A 17102-nucleotide genomic window follows, 5' to 3' on the forward strand; every position below is an offset into this window, starting at 1 on the left:
TATTGCACGCAATTTAAACGCGCAAGTGCTTTTGTCGGAGAAGTTCTCCGTGCGGGTACGTCGTTTGCCACCTTCGCGGCATGAACGACCGCGCCATACCGGCCGCGCTGCACCACTCGATGCGCGAGACATTCGGCATCGCACGCCTGCACGACGGCCAGCACCAGGTCATCGCGCGGGTGCTGCAAGGCCGCGACACGCTGGCGATCATGCCCACCGGGGCGGGCAAGTCGCTGTGCTACCAGCTTCCCGCGCTCCATCTGGATGGCGTGACCGTCGTCGTCTCGCCGCTGATCTCGCTGATGAAGGACCAGGCCGACAAGCTCGAGAAGGCCGGCGTCGCCGTCGAGCAGCTCAACAGCGCCCAGCCGCGCAAGGAGCAGGAAGCCTCGATGCTGCGCATTGCGCATGCCGGGGGCGCCATCGTCTTTGCCACGCCCGAGCGCCTGACCGATCCGCACTTCATCGCCACGCTCCAGTCGCAGCCGATCGCGCTGTTCGTCGTCGACGAGGCGCACTGCATCTCGCAGTGGGGCCACGATTTCCGCCCGGCCTTCCTGGAGATCGGCAACGCGATGAAGCAGCTCGGCGACCCGCCGGTGCTGGCATTGACGGCCACCGCGCTGCCCGATGTCGTGGACGACATCCGGCAGCAGCTCGGGCGGCCGCGCATGCACGTGGTCAACACCGGCATCTACCGCCCCAACCTGCGCCTGCAGGTGGTGCAGGCCACCCGCGACGAGGAGAAGTTCGACCGCCTGCTGGAGGCGCTGCGCAACGCAAGTGGATGCGGCATCGTCTACACGGCGACCGTGAAGGCATGCGAAGAAGTACACGATCGCCTGCGCGCCGCCGGGGAGGAGGTGGCGCGCTATCACGGCCGCATGCCGGCTGCCGAGCGCAACGCCAGCCAGGACTGTTTCATGGCCGGAAACGCCCGCGTGATGGTGGCGACCAACGCGTTCGGGATGGGCATCGACAAGCCGGACGTGCGCTTCGTCATCCACTACCAGATGCCGGGCAACATGGAGTCGTACTACCAGGAGGCCGGGCGCGCCGGCCGCGACGGCGAGCCGGCGGACTGCGTGCTGCTGTTCCACCTGAAGGACAAGCAGGTCCAGCAGTTCTTCCTCGCCCGCCGGTATCCGACCGCCGATGACCTGCAGGCCGTGCACGCGGTGCTCTCGGCGGCGCCGCATCCGGTCGGCATCGAGGACATCGACGGCACGCTCAACGGCATGCCGCGAACGCGGATCAGCGTTGCGCTGCAGCTGCTGAGGGAAGCCGGCATCGCGCAGTCGGATGCATCGCGCGCGTGGTCGCTGAATCCGAAGGTGTCGGCGGACATCGGCCGACTCGAGGAAATGGCCACGGGCTACGAGGAGAAGGCGGCGCGCGATCACGAGGCGCTGGAGCGCATGGTCTTCTATGCGCAGACCGGCTTCTGCCGCTGGCGCGTGCTGCTGTCGTACTTCGACGAGCCCGTGGACGCCGACGAGCATTGCGGGCATTGCGACAACTGCCTGCATCCTCCCCCGGTGCGCGACGTGCCGGAGCAGGCCGTGACGATGCCGGCGCTGATCGAGCCCGCGTTCAAGGCGGGCGACGAGGTGCGCGTGCCGCGCTATGGCGGCGGGAAGGTGGAGCAGGTGGCCGGCGAGGAAGTGAAGGTGGTGTTCCCGGACGGTGCGCGCCGTTCCTTCATCGCGCAGGTCGTGCGCGCCGCGTGATCAGGCGTTCAAGGCGTCGATCTGCGTGCTGAGCTCCAGCCACTTGCCCTCGAGCTGATCGATCTCGTCGGTCACCGCCTTCAGCCGCTTGCCCTTGTCGGCCAGCTGCTCGGGCGCCAGCGAGCCGCCGGCGAACACCGCCTCCAGCTCGTCGCGCTCGGTGAACAGCACGCCCAGCCGGTTGTCGATCCGAATCAGCTCGCGCTTCAGCGGCTTCACCTGGTCGGCGCGCTGCTGACGGGCGAGCGCCGCGGCCTTGCGGTCCTCGCGTCGGCTGGGCCCCGATTCGGCGCTCGGCGCGGCGGACGACTCGCGCAGCGCCTTGGCCTGCTCCTTCGCGGTCTCCAGCAGCCAGCGCTGGTAGTCGTCGAGGTCGCCGTCGAAGGGGCGCACGCCGCCGCTGCTCACCAGCCAGAACTCGTCGCACACCTCGCGCAGAAGCGCGCGGTCGTGACTGACCAGCATCACCGTGCCTTCGAACTCGTTGAGCGCCATCGAGAGCGCCTCGCGCGTGTCGAGGTCAAGATGGTTGGTCGGCTCGTCGAGCAGCAGCAGATTGGGTCGCTGCCACACCAGCATCGCCAGCACCAGCCGCGCCTTCTCGCCGCCGCTGAGCGTGCCGACGGCCTGGTGGACCATGTCGCCCTCGAAGCGGAACTGGCCGAGGAAGTTGCGCAGCTCCTGCTCGCGCGCCTGCGGCGACACCTCGCGCGCCAGCCGGATCATGTGGTTGAGCGGCGAATCGTCGGGCCGCAGGACGTCCATTTCCTGCTGGGCGAAGTAGCCGATCGCCAGGCCCTTGCCCTCGGTGATGGTGCCGGCCAGGGCCGGCTGCGTGCGCGCGATCGTCTTGACCAGCGTCGACTTGCCCTGTCCATTGGCGCCGAGGATGCCGATGCGCTGGCCGGCGAGCACGGAGCGGTCGACGCCGCGCACGATGATCTTGTCGCCCGACGCGGCCTCGGGCTGTCGGTACCCGCATGCGACCTGGTTCATCGCCAGCATCGGATTCGGCAGCGACAGCGGCTCGCGGAACTCGAAGGAGAAGTCGGCGGCCGTGAGCACCGGCGCCAGCTTCTCCATGCGGGCCAGCGCCTTGACCCGGCTTTGCGCCTGGCGCGCCTTGGTCGCCTTGGCCTTGAATCGATCGATGAACTTCTGCAGGTGCGCGATGCGTTCCTGCTGCTTCTCGTAGCTCGCCTGCTGCTGCGACATGCGCTCGGCGCGCATCTCCTCGAAGGCGGTGTAGTTGCCGGTGTAGCGCGCGAGCTTGGCGTCTTCGAGATGCAAGGTGACGCGGGTGATGGCGTCGAGGAACTCGCGGTCGTGGCTGATGACGATGAGCGTGCCGTCGTAGCGCTGCAGCCAGGCTTCCAGCCACACCAGCGCATCGAGGTCGAGGTGGTTGGTGGGCTCGTCCAGCAGCATGAGATCGGCCGGGCACATCAGCGCGCGCGCCAGCTGCAGCCGCATGCGCCAGCCGCCGGAGAAGCTGGCGACGGGCGCGTCGAGCTCGCCCGGCTTGAACCCCAGGCCCAGCAGCATCGCTTGCGCGCGGGCGCGCGCGTCGAAGCCGCCGGCGTCGCTGATCGCGTGGTGCGCTTCGGCAATGGCATGGCCGTCGTCGGCCGCTTCGGCTCGTGCCAACTGCGCCTGCGCCTCCACCAGCCGGGTGTCGCCTTGCAACACGAAGTCGGTCGCGCCCTCTTCGGTCTCCGGCATGTTCTGCGCGACCTCGGCCATTCGCCAGCGCGGGGGCATGTCGACGTCGCCGGCCTCGGCGTGCAGGCGGCCGGCGAGCAGCGCGAACAGCGACGACTTGCCCGCGCCGTTGCGGCCGACGAGGCCTACTTTCTCGCCAGGCTGCAGCGTCACCGTCGCGGCATCGAGCACCACCTTGACGCCGCGCCGCAACGTGACCTCGCGCAGGTTGATCATGGCTTGCGGCTCCAGCGCTGCAGCGCCTCGCGTGTGACCAGCAGCACCTGGTCGTCGCCGGCGCTGGTTTCCAGCCACACCACTTCCAGCCGGCGGAAAGCGTGCTCGAAATGCGCTCGTTCGTGGCCGATCTCGAGCACCAGCACGGCGTTGGCCGTCATCTTCGACGGCGCATCGCGCAGGATGCGGCGCACGAGGTCCATGCCGTCGTCGCCGCCGGCCAGCGCCATCGCGGGCTCGTGCCGGTATTCCTGCGGCAGCGCCTGCATGCTGTGGGTGTTCACGTAGGGCGGATTGCAGACGATCAGGTCGTAGGGCCCGCTGACCTGGTCGAGCAGGTCCGACTTGATCAACGTGATGCGCCCGGCCAGACGGTGCCGGTCCACGTTGATGCGCGCCACGGCGAGCGCGTCGTCGGAGACGTCGGCCGCATCGACCACCACCTCCGGATAGGCCATGGCGGCGATGACCGCCAGGCTGCCGTTGCCGGTGCACAGGTCGAGCACCTTGTTCGTTCTGTCGGAGAGCCATGCATCGAGGATGCCCGTGCCTTCGCCGTCGGCCAGCAGTTCGGCGATGAAGGAGCGCGGCACGATGGTGCGCTCGTCGACGTAGAAGGGAACGTTCTGCAGCCAGGCCTCGCGGGTCAGGTAGGCAGCGGGCCGGCGGGTCTCGATGCGCTGCGTGATCAGGGCCTCGGCCTTGGCCTGTTCGTCGGCGCCCAGCGTGCGCCTGGCGTGCTGCTCGAGCGCGTCGAGTTCCATGCCCAGGGCCCACAGCACGAGCCACGCTGCCTCGTCGAAGGCGTTGGTCGTGCCGTGCCCAAACGAAACGCCCGCCTGTTTGAGGCGGGCGGCTTGGGCCGTGATGAGTTCGATCAGCGTCATAGGACGAGATTTTCCATCGTCCGGCGATAGATGTTCTTCAGCGGATCGATGTCTGCGACGGCGACATGCTCATCGATCTTGTGGATGCTGGCGTTGACAGGCCCGAACTCCACCACCTGCGGGCAGATCCTCGCGATGAAGCGGCCGTCGGAGGTGCCGCCCGTGGTCGACAGCTCGGGCGCCAGGCCGGTCTCGCTGCGGATCGCCTTGGTCAGCGCCTCGCTGAGCGAGCCGGTCCGGGTGAGGAAAGGCTCGCCGCCCAGCGTCCACGCCAGCTCGTACTCCAGCTTGTGGCGGTCGAGCACCGCGTGCACCCGTTCCTTCAGCGACGCCGGCGTCGACTCGGTCGAGAAGCGGAAGTTGAAGTCGATCACGAGCTCGCCCGGGATGACGTTGCCCGCGCCGGTGCCGCCGTGGATGTTCGACACCTGCCAGCTCGTCGGCGGGAAGTGGTCGTTGCCGCGGTCCCACTCGACGGCGACCAGCTCGGCCAGCGCGGGCGCGGCGAGGTGGATGGGGTTCTTCGCCAGCTGGGGATAGGCGATGTGGCCTTGCACGCCCTTGACCGTGAGCCGGCCCGACAGGCTGCCGCGGCGGCCGTTCTTGATCATGTCGCCGACCCGGTTCACCGAGGTCGGTTCGCCGACGATGCAGCAGTCGAGCCGCACGCCCTGCTGCTGCAGCCGTTCGACGATGCGCACCGTGCCGTCGACGGCCGGTCCCTCCTCGTCGCTGGTGAGCATCAATGCGATCGAGCCCCGGTGCTGGGGGTGGTTGATCACGAACTCCTCGATCGCGATGACCATCGCCGCGAGCGAGGTCTTCATGTCGGCCGCGCCGCGCCCGTACAGCTTGCCGTCGCGATGCGTGGGCACGAACGGATCGCTGCGCCACTGGTTCAGCGGGCCGGTGGGCACGACATCGGTGTGACCGGCGAAGGCGAGCAGCGTCCCGTCGTCGCCGGCACTGCCGCGGCGCAGCGCCCAGAGGTTGGTGACGCGAAAGTCCTCGGGGCCTGCGATCAGCGTCTCGCACTGGAAGCCGAGCAGCTCCAGGCGCTGCGCGAGCAAGGCCTGGCAGCCGCCGTCGTCCGGCGTCACCGACCGGCAGGCGATGAGCTGCTCGGTGAGCTGGAGCGTGCGCGACATCAGTAGCCGCTGAGCGTGGAGTTGCGCGTGCTCATTTCCTCGGGCCGCACGTCGAGCGTGATCTCGGTGAAGGTGGGCTGGTCGTCCACCTCTTCCTTCTTCTGCACCGCGCGCGACACCGGGCTCATGTCGTTCTGCAGTCGCCACATCAGGTTGGTGGGCGAGTCGGCGAAGGCCAGGCCCTCGTCGCGCGTGATGGTGCCCTGGGTGATCAGGCGCGCGAGATCCTGCTCGAAGGTCTGCGAGCCCTCGGCCAGCGACTTCTCCATCGCCTCCTTCACGCCGTTGAAATCGCCCTGCTCGATGAGCTCGGAGACGAGCTTGGTGTTCAGCATGACCTCCACCGCGGGCACGCGGCCGCCGGCGGTCGCGCGCACGAGACGCTGCGACACGATGGCGCGCAGTCCCGAGGCCAGGTCGGCCAGCAGGGCAGGGCGGGCCTCGGGCGTGTAGAACGACAGGATGCGGCCCAGCGCGTGGTAGCTGTTGTTGCCGTGCAGCGTCGAGAGCACCAGGTGGCCCGACAAGGCGTAGGAGATCGCGGAGGTCATCGTCTCGCGGTCGCGGATCTCGCCGATCAGGATGCAATCGGGCGCCTGTCGCAGCGCGTTCTTCAGGCCCACCTGCAGCGACTGCGTGTCGCGCCCGACCTCGCGCTGGTTGACGACCGATTTCTTGTTGGTGAACAGGAACTCGATCGGGTCCTCGATGGTGAGGATGTGACCGGCCATCTGCTGGTTGCGCTGCTCGAGCATCGACGCGAGCGTGGTCGTCTTGCCGGTGCCGGTGGCTCCCACCATCAGGATCAGGCCGCGCTTTTCGAGCACCAGCGTGTTCAGCAGCGCCGGCAGGTTCAGTGTGTCGAGCGCCGGAATGTGGTGGGGGATGCAGCGGAACACGGCGGCCACCGAGCCGCGCTGCTTGAAGCCGCTCAGCCGGAAGCTGCCGACACCGGCCAGCCCCACGCCGACATTGAGCTCGCCGGTGTCGTCCAGCTCTTCGAGCTGCGACGGCGTGAGCAGCTCCGACAGCAGCTGGCGCGGCTGCGTATGGGTCAGCGGCTGGTCCGACAGCTGCAGGATCTGGCCGTTGATCTTGATGAGGATGGGCGTGTTCGCCGAGAGATAGACGTCGGATGCGCCCTTGTCCGCCATCAGCCGGAGCACCCGCTCCATGTTGCCGCTCATGCTGGTTTCCTTCCCGCTTCCAAAGACAGGATCATTTCACGCTTTCCGGCCCCATCTCGGTGCCGAACACGCTGTAACGGTTGCCGTCGCGATGCTTGGCGAGGTACATCGCCTCGTCGGCACGCTGGATCAGCTCGGGCGCGTCGAACGCATCGCGCGGGTACAGGCTGATGCCGATGCTGGCGCCCAGATCGAGCATCAGCTCGCCGACGGGCATCGGCCGCGAGAAGCGGTCCAGCAGCGTCTCGGCGACGCGGCGGGCTTCGTGCTCCTCGTCCATCGCTTCGAGCAGGATCACGAACTCGTCGCCGCCCCAGCGGGCGACGGTGTCGACCTCGCGCACCGCCGCCTTCAGCAATGCCGCCGTCTCCACGAGGGCCAGATCGCCCACCGCGTGGCCGTGGCTGTCGTTGATGTGCTTGAAGCGGTCGAGGTCGATGAACAGCACTGCGAGGCAGCCCCCGTTGCGACGCGTGGACAAGATGGCGTGCTCGAGCCGGTCGAGGAACACCGAACGGTTGGGCAGCCCGGTCAGCGCGTCGTGGCGCGCCATGTGGGCCAGGCGGTTGCGGCTGGCATCGAGCTCGGCCATGGCCGAGCGGATGCGCGTCTGCATCTCGTCGAAGCCACGCGCCAGCTCGCCGATCTCGTCATGGCGCGCGGTGGGCAGCTCGCCCACCGCCTGGTCGCTGGAGAAGCGCTTGACCTCGCGCGTCATCTGGTTGAGCGGACGCGTCACCAGGCGGGCCGCGAACATGGCGAGCACGATGGCGATGGCGCTGAAGGCGAGCACGATCTGGATCGTCGTGCGGCCGAGGATGTGGGTGGACGCCAGGATCTGCGACAGCGGCTGCGCGACCCCCAGGATCAGGAACCGCCCGCGTCCTCCCTCGGGCGCCGCGGCGACGGTCCCGAGCTTGCCGGCGGACGAGTCCGCCTGGCGCCCCAGCGGCAGCTTGATGAAGGCGCCCAGCACCGGGTCGGGCTCGGCCTGGCCGAAGTCAGCGCGCGCCAGCAGCGGCTGCTGGCTGTCGTGCAGCAGCGGCTCGACGGCCGCGAAGCTCTCCTGGATGAGCACGCGCCGGCCCTGGTCGAAGCCGAAGGCCTGCGTCGGGTCGGGATGGATCAGGAAGTCGCCCCACTCGTTGGTGAGGAACAGCCTCAGGTGGGAAGGCAGGTCCGCCTTCAGCGCGCCGAACACCCGATTCACGTCGACGCTGACGACGATGAGTCCGGCCGCCGCACTCTGCGCGCCCGGCACCGGGCTCGACACGTACAGCGTCGGCTGGTTCAGCGCCGCATGCGAGCCGACCTCGTGGTTGATGCCCATCTTCGACAGGAACACCTCGCCGGTGCGCAGCGACAGAGCGCGAAAGACATAGGGGAAATGCGCCTTCTCCTGCAGCAGGTCATCGGCCACCCGCACCGTGCCGGGGCCGTCGCGGTCGACGCGCACCACCTCCAGCCCGTGATCCTGGGCGCTGATGAAGCGCACCTGGAAGTAGTCGGGATTGGCGCGCAGCACGGCATGGAAGGCGTCGGCCAGCGCTGCCTTGCGCATCTCCTGCGCGGCCCCGTCGCCCTTGGCGAGGCTGCGCGTCAGCTCCAGCTCGGTCAGCATGCGCACGTCGTCGCTGACGCTGCTGATCGCCGTGGACAGGCGGCGGCCGAACACCTGCGTCGAGGTCATCAGGTCCCGTTCGGCAGCACGCACCAGCAGTTCGCGGCTCTGGGTGTACGAGTACAGCCCCGTCAGTCCCGTGGCCAGCACGCCGAACGCCGCCAGCAGGATGCCGAGGCGGAAGCGGATGCCCAGGCGCATGGCGTTGCCGGGCCTCAACGCGACTCGAGCGCCACCGGCCGGTCGCCGGAGACGATGTGCCCCCACGTGCGGGAGCGCCGGCTCGCATCCTCCACCGGCTCGAGCCAGATGATCTTGTTCTTGCGGTCGTCCATCTCGCTCGGTTCGACCGTGTTGGCCAGGCCCTGCCGCTCGGTCAGCGCGCGGCTCACGGGCTTTTCGAGCATGTAGTTGATCCACGCCTCGGCCAGCGTCTTGTTCTTCGCGCCGCGGGTGATGGTCCAGCAGTCCAGCCAGGCCAGTGCTCCTTCCTTGGGAATCACGTAGCCGATATCGGCGCCGGCCTTCCTCAGCTGTTGCACCTGCTGCGTGCCGTAGTTGGCGAACAGCAGCGCGACCTTGTGGTCGCGGAACAGCTCGACCGACTCTTCCGGCAGGCTGTAGAAGGTGAGCACGTTGCGCCGCAGCGCGATCAGGTGGGCGGCGATGTCGCGGTAAGCGGCATCGTCGAGCTGGAAGGGATCCGGCTTGCCCAGCGCCAGCGCGGCGATCGAGAAGTTGTGGCCGCCGGTGTCGAAGGCGAGCACGCGGCCCTTGTACTTGGGGTCCCACAGCGCGGCGATCGACGTCGGCGGCTCGGGGAGCTGCTGGCGATCGTAGATGAGGCCCATCTCCGAGAAGGTGTAGGGCACCGCATAGACCGCGCCGTCGCGCATGAGGTTGGGGATGGCGAAGCGGTCGCGAAAGCGTGGCAGCTGCTGCGCGACGTTCGGGATGTTCGCGAGGTTCAGCGGCACCGCCAGGCCCTTGTCGACGTAGCGCTTCAGCTCGGCCGTGTTGACGGCGAAGACGTCGAAGTCGCCGCCGTTGTTGCCGTTGACGCGCTCCCACAGCGTCTCGTCGGAGCCGACGACGGTCACCTGCACGCTGACCTTGTGGCGCTGCTCGAAGGCCTTGACGATGTCGGGATCGGCATAGCCGGGCCACGACAGCACCCGCAGGGTCTCGACTGCCTGCGCGGCCAGCGGCAGCAGGGCTGCGAGCGTGAGCGCCGCCGCCCTCCGCAGGCCGGCCCGGCGGGGTGGGCGCTGGACCTGCCGCGACAGCATCAGGCGCGCAACAGCTCGTTGATGCTCGTCTTGGCGCGCGTCTGCGCGTCGACTCGCTTGACGATCACGGCACAGTAGAGGCTGTACTTGCCGTCGGCGCTGGGCAGGTTGCCGCTGACCACGACCGAGCCGGCCGGCACGCGTCCGTAGTAGGTCTCGCCGGTGGTTCGGTCGTAGATCTTGGTGCTCTGGCCGATGAACACGCCCATGGAGATGACGCTGTTCTCCTCGACGATCACGCCCTCGACGACCTCCGAGCGCGCGCCGATGAAGCAGTTGTCCTCGATGATCGTGGGATTGGCCTGCACGGGTTCGAGCACGCCGCCGATGCCGACGCCGCCGGACAGGTGCACGTTCTTGCCGATCTGCGCGCACGAGCCGACCGTGGCCCAGGTGTCGACCATCGTGCCCTCGTCGACGTAGGCGCCGATGTTGACGTAGCTGGGCATCAGGATCACGTTGTTGGCCAGGTACGAGCCGCGGCGCGCCACCGCGGGCGGCACGATGCGCACGCCCGAGGCGCGGATCTCCGCCTCGTCGAGGTGCGAGAACTTGGTCTTCACCTTGTCGAAGAAGGCCAGCTCGCCGGCGTGCATGAGCTGGTTGTCCTGCAGGCGAAACGACAGCAGCACGGCCTTCTTCACCCACTGGTTGGTGGTCCACTGGCCCACGCCCTGGCGCTCGGCCACGCGCACGCGGCCCTTGTTGAGGTCGGCGATGACCTGCTCGACCGCCTCGCGGATTTCGGGGCTGTTCTCGGACGTCAGCGATGCCCGGTTCTCCCAGGCGAGTTCGATCGTTGCTTGCAGTTGATGCGTCATGGAATGGATACCGGGGAGGGATGAAGGGAGCGTGCGTACGCGACGATGCGTCGGGCGGCTTCGAGGCACTCGTCGACCTCCGCCACGAGCGCCATGCGGATCCGCCCGGCGCCCGGATTGCTGCCGTTGGATTCGCGGGCCAGCAGGCTGCCCGGCAGCACCGCAACATTGTATTGAGCGAGCAGGCCCCGCGCGAAGGCGACGTCGCCGCCTTCCGGCGCGATGCGCGACACGTCGGCCCACAGGTAGAAGCCGGCGTCGGGCAGCGACACGTCGAGGACCTGAGCCAGCAGCGGCGCGACCTGCTGGAACTTGCGCCGGTACAGCTCGCGGTTGTCGATCACGTGCTGCTCGTCGCTCCAGGCGGCGATGCTCGCGCGCTGCACGGTCGGGCTCATCGCGCTGCCGTGGTAGGTGCGGTACAGCAGGAAGGGCTTCAGGACGGCTGCGTCGCCGGCGACGAAGCCCGAGCGCATCCCGGGCACGTTCGAGCGCTTGGACAGGCTCGTGAAGGCCACGAGACGGCGGAAGTCGGTGCGGCCGAGCTGGGCCGCCGCCTCCAGCGAGCCCAGCGGCGGCACGTCGCGGAAGTAGATCTCCGAATAGCACTCGTCCGAGGCGATCACGAAGCCATGCCGGTCGGACAGGTCGAACAGCTTCTGCCACTCGGACAGTGGCATCACCGCGCCGGTGGGATTGCCGGGCGAGCAGACGTACACGAGCTGCGTGCGCGCCCAGGTGGCCTCGGGCACGGCGTCCCAGTCGGGGGCGAAATTGCGCCCCGGGTCGCTGTTCGCGAAGGCGGTGCGGGCGCCGGCGAGCAGCGCCGCGCCCTCGTAGATCTGATAGAACGGGTTGGGGCAGACGACGGTGGCCCCGGGCTGGGTCGGATCGACCACCGTCTGCGCGATCGCGAAAAGCGCCTCGCGCGAGCCATTGACCGGAAGCACCTGGGTCGCCGGATCGAGCACCACGCCATAGCGGCGCGTCAGCCAGTCGACGATCGCCTGCCTGAGAGCCGGATCGCCGGCCGTGGCCGGGTAGCTGGCGAGGCCCTTGAGGTTGTCGACCAGAGCCTGCTGGATCAGCTTCGGCGTGGGATGGCGGGGCTCGCCGATGCCCAACCCGATGGGCTTCAGCTCGGGGTTGGGAACGATGTCGCGGGTGAGGGCGCGCAGGCGCTCGAACGGATAGGGATGGAGCCGGGCGAGCAGCGGATTCATCCCCCGATTATCGGGGAGCGACCCTGGTGGAACGGCGGCCGGTGCGTCACGCCACCGCTGAGCGTGACGGGGATCGCATTCCTACGGCCTCGCCTTGGTGCGCATGCCGAAGCCTTCGCTGCCGGTGCGAATGCGCGGCGCCTGCCAACCGGGCGGCCAGACCGGCTGGCCCTTGCCGGCCAGCGGGGTCGCCAGGCCCAGCTTGCGCATCAGCGTCGCCGCGTCGTAAGGCGCGTGCACCTTCACGTCGTTGTCGAAGTAGCAGTAGATGTCGCGCTTTGCGCGCCGGGGCGCCGGCCGCGACGAAGCGAGCCGCGCATCGGCGACCTGGCCGCCTTCGCTCCAGGTGCGGATGCGTGCGGCCCAGCGCTCGAGGGCGGCGTCGCTGTAGCCGCTGGCGTAGAGCTCCTGGTCGCCATGCAGCCGCAGGTACACGAAGCCCGCGGTCAGGTCTTCCAGCAGGGGCCATTTGCCGGCCGTGTCGGCGACGACGAGCGCGATGCGATGGCGCCGCAGCAGCGCCACGAAGGCCGGGTCGACGAAGCTCGGGTGGCGAATCTCCACCGCGTGGCGCAGCGGCCTCTTGCGGTCAGGCACCAGGCTGGTTCGTCCCGCCACGCGATGGTCGTGGCGCGCGGCGATGGCAGCTGCCGCCTCGGTGTCGTGCGGCAGCTGGGCGAAGAACGCCTCGAAGCGATCGGCCTGGAAGGACAGCTGCGGCGGAAACTGCCACAGGATGGGCCCGAGCTTGTCCTTCAGCTCGAACATGCCGTTGGCGAAGAAGTTCGCCAGCGGCGTCTCGACCTGGTTCAGCCGCCGAAGGTGGGTGATGTACTTCGGACCCTTCACCGCGAACACGAAGCCCTCGGGCGTGTCGTCGTGCCACTCGGCGTAGTAGGCGGGGCTCTGCAGCGAGTAGAACGATCCGTTGATCTCGATGGTCGGCAGCATGCGAGAGGCGTACTTCAGCTCGCTGTGCTGCGGCAGCTTCTCGGGGTAGAAGACGCCGCGCCAGGGGCCGTAGCGCCAGCCGGAGATGCCGATGAGGATCCGCCCTGCCATGCGTCTGCGCGGCAAACCGCGTGCCGCATCGGCTGGGCGGCGGCCTACGCGATTCCGCTTTCCTGCCCGAGGCGGGGCAGCGCCACGACCGGCTGCGGCTTCCATCCCTTCTTGCGGTGCTCGGCCACGACGTTGGTGAAGATCCCGCCACGCACGTACCACTTCGCGGTGATGCGGATGAAGCGCGGATCGGTGGCCTGCACGATGTCGTCGAGGATGGTGTTGGTCACCTTCTCGTGGAATGCGCCCTCGTTGCGATAGCTCCAGAAGTACATCTTCAGGCTCTTCAGCTCCACGCAGAGCCGGTCGGCGATCATGTCGATCGTGAAGTGCGCGAAGTCGGGCTGGCCGGTCAGCGGGCAGTGGCAGGTGAACTCGGGCACCTGGAACTGGATGACGTAGTCGCGCTCGGGCGCCGGATTGGGGAAAACGTGCAGTTCCTTGCTCGGCGCGGTGGGGGGATTGGCCGGCATCTCGCGCTGCTTGGGCGCGGGCCTGGAAGTGCCTTTCGGCGCGGCGTTCTTGGCCATGGCGGTGACTTTTCGAGAGGGTTTCGGCGGGGGGCGCGATGGTATCATCCAGCCCGTCCGAGAACCCGCAGCCCTGCGGGTTTTTTCAATGAAATCAACGACTTAACGCGAAGCTTCGTTATCGCGTCGGCAGTCCATCCATGCGCCTGAATTCGATCAAGCTCTCCGGCTTCAAGTCGTTCGCCGAACCCACCAATTTCCAGCTGCCGGGGCAGCTGGTCGGCGTGGTCGGCCCCAACGGCTGCGGCAAGTCCAACATCATGGACGCGGTGCGCTGGGTGCTCGGCGAGTCCAAGGCCAGCGAGCTGCGCGGCGAGTCGATGCAGGACGTGATCTTCAACGGCTCGGGCAATCGCAAGCCGGCCAGCCGCGCCAGCGTCGAGCTGGTGTTCGACAACAGCGACGCGCGTGCCGGCGGCCAGTGGAACCAGTTCACCGAGATCGCGGTGAAGCGCGTTCTGACCCGCGACGGCACCAGCAGCTACTACATCAACAACCAGCCGGTGCGCCGCCGGGATGTGCAGGACGTGTTCCTCGGCACCGGCCTCGGCCCCCGTGCCTACGCCATCATCGGCCAGGGCACCATCAGCCGCATCATCGAGAGCAAGCCGGAAGAGCTGCGCCTGTTCCTCGAGGAGGCCGCCGGCGTCTCCAAGTACAAGGAGCGCCGCCGCGAGACCGAGACGCGCCTGAAGGACACCCGAGAGAACCTCACCCGCGTCGAAGACATCCTGCGCGAGCTGAACAGCAACCTCGACAAGCTCGAGAAGCAGGCCGAGGTCGCCACCCAGTACCGCTCGCTGCAGGAGCAGGGGACGCTGAAGCTGCACCAGCTGTGGTTCCTCAAGCACCGCGATGCGTCCAACGAGGAAGAGCGCGTCAGGAAGGAAGTGCTGGCCGCGACCAACGCGCTCGAGGAGCGCCTGGCCGAGCTGCGCCACGGCGAAGCCGAACTCGAGACGATCCGCCAGGCGCACTACGCGGCCGGCGACGAGCTGCATGCAGTGCAGGGTGCGCTGGCCGAGGCCGCCCTCGAAGTGAGCCGGCTCGAGGAGCGCATCCGCTACGTCGTCGAAGGCCGCCAGCGCATCGAGCAGCGGCTGGCCGAGCTCAAGGCGCAGAGCGAGCAGTGGACGCAGCGCCAGACGCAGGCCCAGGAAGAGCTGGAGCAGATCGCCGCCCAGATATCGATGGCCGACGAGCAGAGCGAGGTGCTGGGTGCGCAGGCCGAGGAGCAGGCGGGCAACCTGCCCGGCTTCGAGGACGCGCTGCGCGCCGCGCAGGGCCGCAGCAACGAGCAGCGCGGCGCGGTGGCCGGCGTTCAGCAGCAGATCCAGGTGCTCGCCGCGGAAAGCCGCAACATCGACGAGCAGACCCGTCAGCTCAACGGCCGCCGCGAACGGCTCGATGCCGAGCGCCGCCAGCTTGCCGCGCCCGACACCGAGCGGCTCGAAGAGCTGAAGCGCCAGTTCGCGGTCGCCGAAGAGGCGCACCAGACCACCGATGCCCGGCTGCACGAGCTGACCGACCAGGTGCCTGCGCTCGACGAGGAGCGCCGCCTGAAGCAGGAGCAGGTGAACACCGAGACGGCCAGGCAGGCCGACCTGAGCGCGCGGCTCGACGCGCTGCGGGCGCTGCAGGAGAAGGTGCAGACCGAGGGCAAGCTCAAGCCCTGGCTCGCCAAGCACGGCCTCGATGGCCTGCAGGGGCTGTGGACCCGCATCCACATCGAGAACGGATGGGAAACCGCGCTCGAAGCGGCGCTGCGCGAACGCATCAATGCGCTCGAGGTCGGCCGCGTCGAGACGGTGCGCGCCTTCGCGCTCGACGCGCCGCCGGCCAAGCTCGCCTTCTACACGCCGCCTCAGGCCGCGATCTCCAACACCCACCAGACGCTGCCCCGCCTGTCGGATCTGCTGCGGCTGGGCGACGCCGGACTCAAGGCGCTGCTCAACGACTGGCTCGAGGGGGTGTACACGGCCGTCGACATCGACGAGGCGCTGGCCGCCCGCTCCAGGCTGACGCACGGCGAAGTGATCATGACGCGCGAAGGCCATGCGGTGAGCCAGTTCGCCGTCGCCTTCTACGCCCCCGATTCCGAGCAGGCCGGCATGCTGGCCCGAGCGCAGGAAATCGAGAACCTGGAGCGCCAGGCGCGCGCGCAGGCGCTGATCGCCGAGGAGGCGAAGAGCACGATGGTGCGCGCCGAGGCCGCGTACACCGATGCCTCGCAGCGGCTGGTGGCCGCGCGGCGCGAAGCCGCCGAAGCGCAGACGCGGGCGCACCAGCTGCAGGTCGAACTGCTGCGCCTGTCGCAGCAGGCCGAGCAGACCAGCACGCGGCGTGCGCAGCTCGACAGCGAGCTCGCCGAGGTCGACGTCCAGCTCGAAGACCTGAACGAGCGCCGCGCGACGGGCGAGGCCAGGTTCGAGGAGCTGGACATGCAGCTCGCGAACACGCAGGAGCGCCATGCCGAGCTCGAGGAGGGCGTGATCGCCGCCGAACGCAAGCTGGCCGACGCGCGCGAGCAGCTGCGCTCGCTGGAGCGCCAGGCCCAGGAAGCGCAGTTCTCGTCGCGTGCGCTGGCCGCGCGGCGCGGCGAGCTGCAGCGCAGCATCGAGACGGCGCTGCAGCAGGTCGCGTCCAACGAGCAGTCGGCTGCGCAGCTGCAGGAAGAGCTCACCGTGCTCACCGATGCCGCCGCGCAGGCCGGTCTGCAGACCGCGCTGGCGCTCAAGGTCGAGCGCGAGGCGGCGCTGGGCGCCAAGCGCAGCGAGTACGACGACCTCACGCTGCGGCTGCGCCGGGCCGACGAGCAACGCATGGCGCACGAGCAGAGCCTGCAGCCGCTGCGCGACCGCATCACCAAGCTGCAGCTCGAGGAACAGGCCGCGCAGCTCGGCGGCGCGCAGTACATGGAGCAGCTCACGGCAGCCACCGTCGACCTCGAGGCGCTGGCCCGCAACGTCGCCGACAACAACGTCAAGCTCTACGGCCTGCAAGGCGAGATCGATCGCATCAACCGCGACATCGCTGCGCTCGGCGCGGTCAACCTGGCGGCGCTGGACGAGCTGACTGCCGCACGCGAGCGCAAGACCTTCCTCGACGCGCAGTCGGCGGACCTCGACGAGGCGATCACCACCCTCGAGGACGCCATCCACAAGATAGACCTCGAGACCCGCGACCTGCTCGGCAGCACCTTCAACCAGGTCAACGAGCATTTCGGCCGCATGTTCCCCAGCCTGTTCGGCGGCGGCAATGCCAAGCTGGTGATGACCGGCGACGAGATCCTCGATGCGGGCGTGCAGGTGATGGCGCAGCCGCCCGGCAAGAAGAACAGCACCATTCACCTGCTCTCGGGCGGCGAGAAGGCGCTCACGGCCATCGCGCTGGTGTTCGCGATCTTCCAGCTCAACCCTGCGCCGTTCTGCCTGCTCGACGAGGTGGACGCGCCGCTCGACGACGCCAACACCGACCGCTATGCCAAGCTCGTGCAGGAGATGGCCCAGGGCACGCAGTTCCTGTTCATCAGCCACAACAAGATCGCGATGGAGATGGCCGAGCAGCTCATCGGCGTGACCATGCAGGAGCAGGGCGTGTCGCGCATCGTCGCGGTCGACATGGAAGCGGCGGTCGGCATGGCCGAGGCGGCATGAGCCTTGATCG

General features: G+C 68.6%; 12 protein-coding genes. 2 read left to right on the forward strand and 10 right to left on the reverse strand.

Going from position 1 to position 17102, the window contains the following annotated elements:
• Positions 1 to 80 precede the first annotated feature (80 nt).
• A complete protein-coding gene (locus tag P7V53_RS09630; protein WP_280155265.1) occupies positions 81 to 1730 on the forward strand; it encodes an ATP-dependent DNA helicase RecQ in 1650 nt (549 codons plus the stop codon).
• On the opposite strand, the gene P7V53_RS09635 is transcribed toward P7V53_RS09630, so the two are convergent.
• The 10 genes from P7V53_RS09635 to queF form a co-directional block, all read right to left on the reverse strand.
• The gene (locus P7V53_RS09635) at positions 1731 to 3668 is read right to left on the reverse strand and encodes an ATP-binding cassette domain-containing protein (RefSeq protein ID WP_280155266.1); all 1938 of its coding nucleotides are present in this window, start codon (positions 3666 to 3668) and stop codon (positions 1731 to 1733) included.
• A complete protein-coding gene (gene prmB, locus P7V53_RS09640; protein ID WP_280155267.1) occupies positions 3665 to 4555 on the reverse strand; it encodes a 50S ribosomal protein L3 N(5)-glutamine methyltransferase in 891 nt (296 codons plus the stop codon). The genes P7V53_RS09635 and prmB overlap by 4 nt, the downstream gene beginning before the upstream one ends.
• Positions 4552 to 5703, reverse strand: a complete 1152-nt coding sequence (dapE, locus tag P7V53_RS09645; RefSeq protein ID WP_280155268.1) for a succinyl-diaminopimelate desuccinylase — start codon at positions 5701 to 5703, stop codon at positions 4552 to 4554. The genes prmB and dapE overlap by 4 nt, the downstream gene beginning before the upstream one ends.
• Positions 5703 to 6890, reverse strand: coding sequence for a PilT/PilU family type 4a pilus ATPase (locus P7V53_RS09650; RefSeq protein ID WP_280155269.1), 1188 nt, complete (start codon positions 6888 to 6890; stop codon positions 5703 to 5705). Before P7V53_RS09650 ends, dapE begins: the two co-directional genes overlap by 1 nt.
• A gap of 31 nt (positions 6891 to 6921) precedes the next feature.
• Positions 6922 to 8712, reverse strand: a complete 1791-nt coding sequence (locus P7V53_RS09655; RefSeq protein WP_280155270.1) for a diguanylate cyclase — start codon at positions 8710 to 8712, stop codon at positions 6922 to 6924.
• A gap of 14 nt (positions 8713 to 8726) precedes the next feature.
• Entirely contained in the window at positions 8727 to 9800 is a 1074-nt protein-coding gene (locus P7V53_RS09660) for an ABC transporter substrate-binding protein (RefSeq protein ID WP_280155272.1), read from the reverse strand.
• Positions 9800 to 10621: a 2,3,4,5-tetrahydropyridine-2,6-dicarboxylate N-succinyltransferase gene (dapD, locus tag P7V53_RS09665; RefSeq protein WP_280155273.1), complete on the reverse strand. Its 822-nt coding sequence runs from the start codon at positions 10619 to 10621 to the stop codon at positions 9800 to 9802. Before dapD ends, P7V53_RS09660 begins: the two co-directional genes overlap by 1 nt.
• The gene (gene dapC, locus P7V53_RS09670; RefSeq protein ID WP_280155274.1) at positions 10618 to 11844 is read right to left on the reverse strand and encodes a succinyldiaminopimelate transaminase; all 1227 of its coding nucleotides are present in this window, start codon (positions 11842 to 11844) and stop codon (positions 10618 to 10620) included. The genes dapD and dapC overlap by 4 nt, the downstream gene beginning before the upstream one ends.
• Before the next feature lie 81 nt (positions 11845 to 11925).
• On the reverse strand, positions 11926 to 12906 hold the full coding sequence (locus P7V53_RS09675; RefSeq protein ID WP_280155275.1) for a DUF72 domain-containing protein: 981 nt from the start codon (positions 12904 to 12906) through the stop codon (positions 11926 to 11928).
• A gap of 44 nt (positions 12907 to 12950) precedes the next feature.
• Positions 12951 to 13379 (reverse strand): preQ(1) synthase, encoded by a 429-nt coding sequence (queF, locus tag P7V53_RS09680; protein WP_280156474.1) that lies wholly within the window; start codon positions 13377 to 13379, stop codon positions 12951 to 12953.
• 197 nt (positions 13380 to 13576) lie between these two features.
• Between queF and smc the strand changes: the two genes are divergently transcribed.
• Positions 13577 to 17092, forward strand: coding sequence for a chromosome segregation protein SMC (smc, locus tag P7V53_RS09685; RefSeq protein ID WP_280155276.1), 3516 nt, complete (start codon positions 13577 to 13579; stop codon positions 17090 to 17092).
• Positions 17093 to 17102: the final 10 nt, after the last annotated feature.

The sequence above is a fragment of the Piscinibacter sp. XHJ-5 genome (assembly GCF_029855045.1).
Classification (GTDB): Bacteria; Pseudomonadota; Gammaproteobacteria; order Burkholderiales; family Burkholderiaceae_C; genus Albitalea.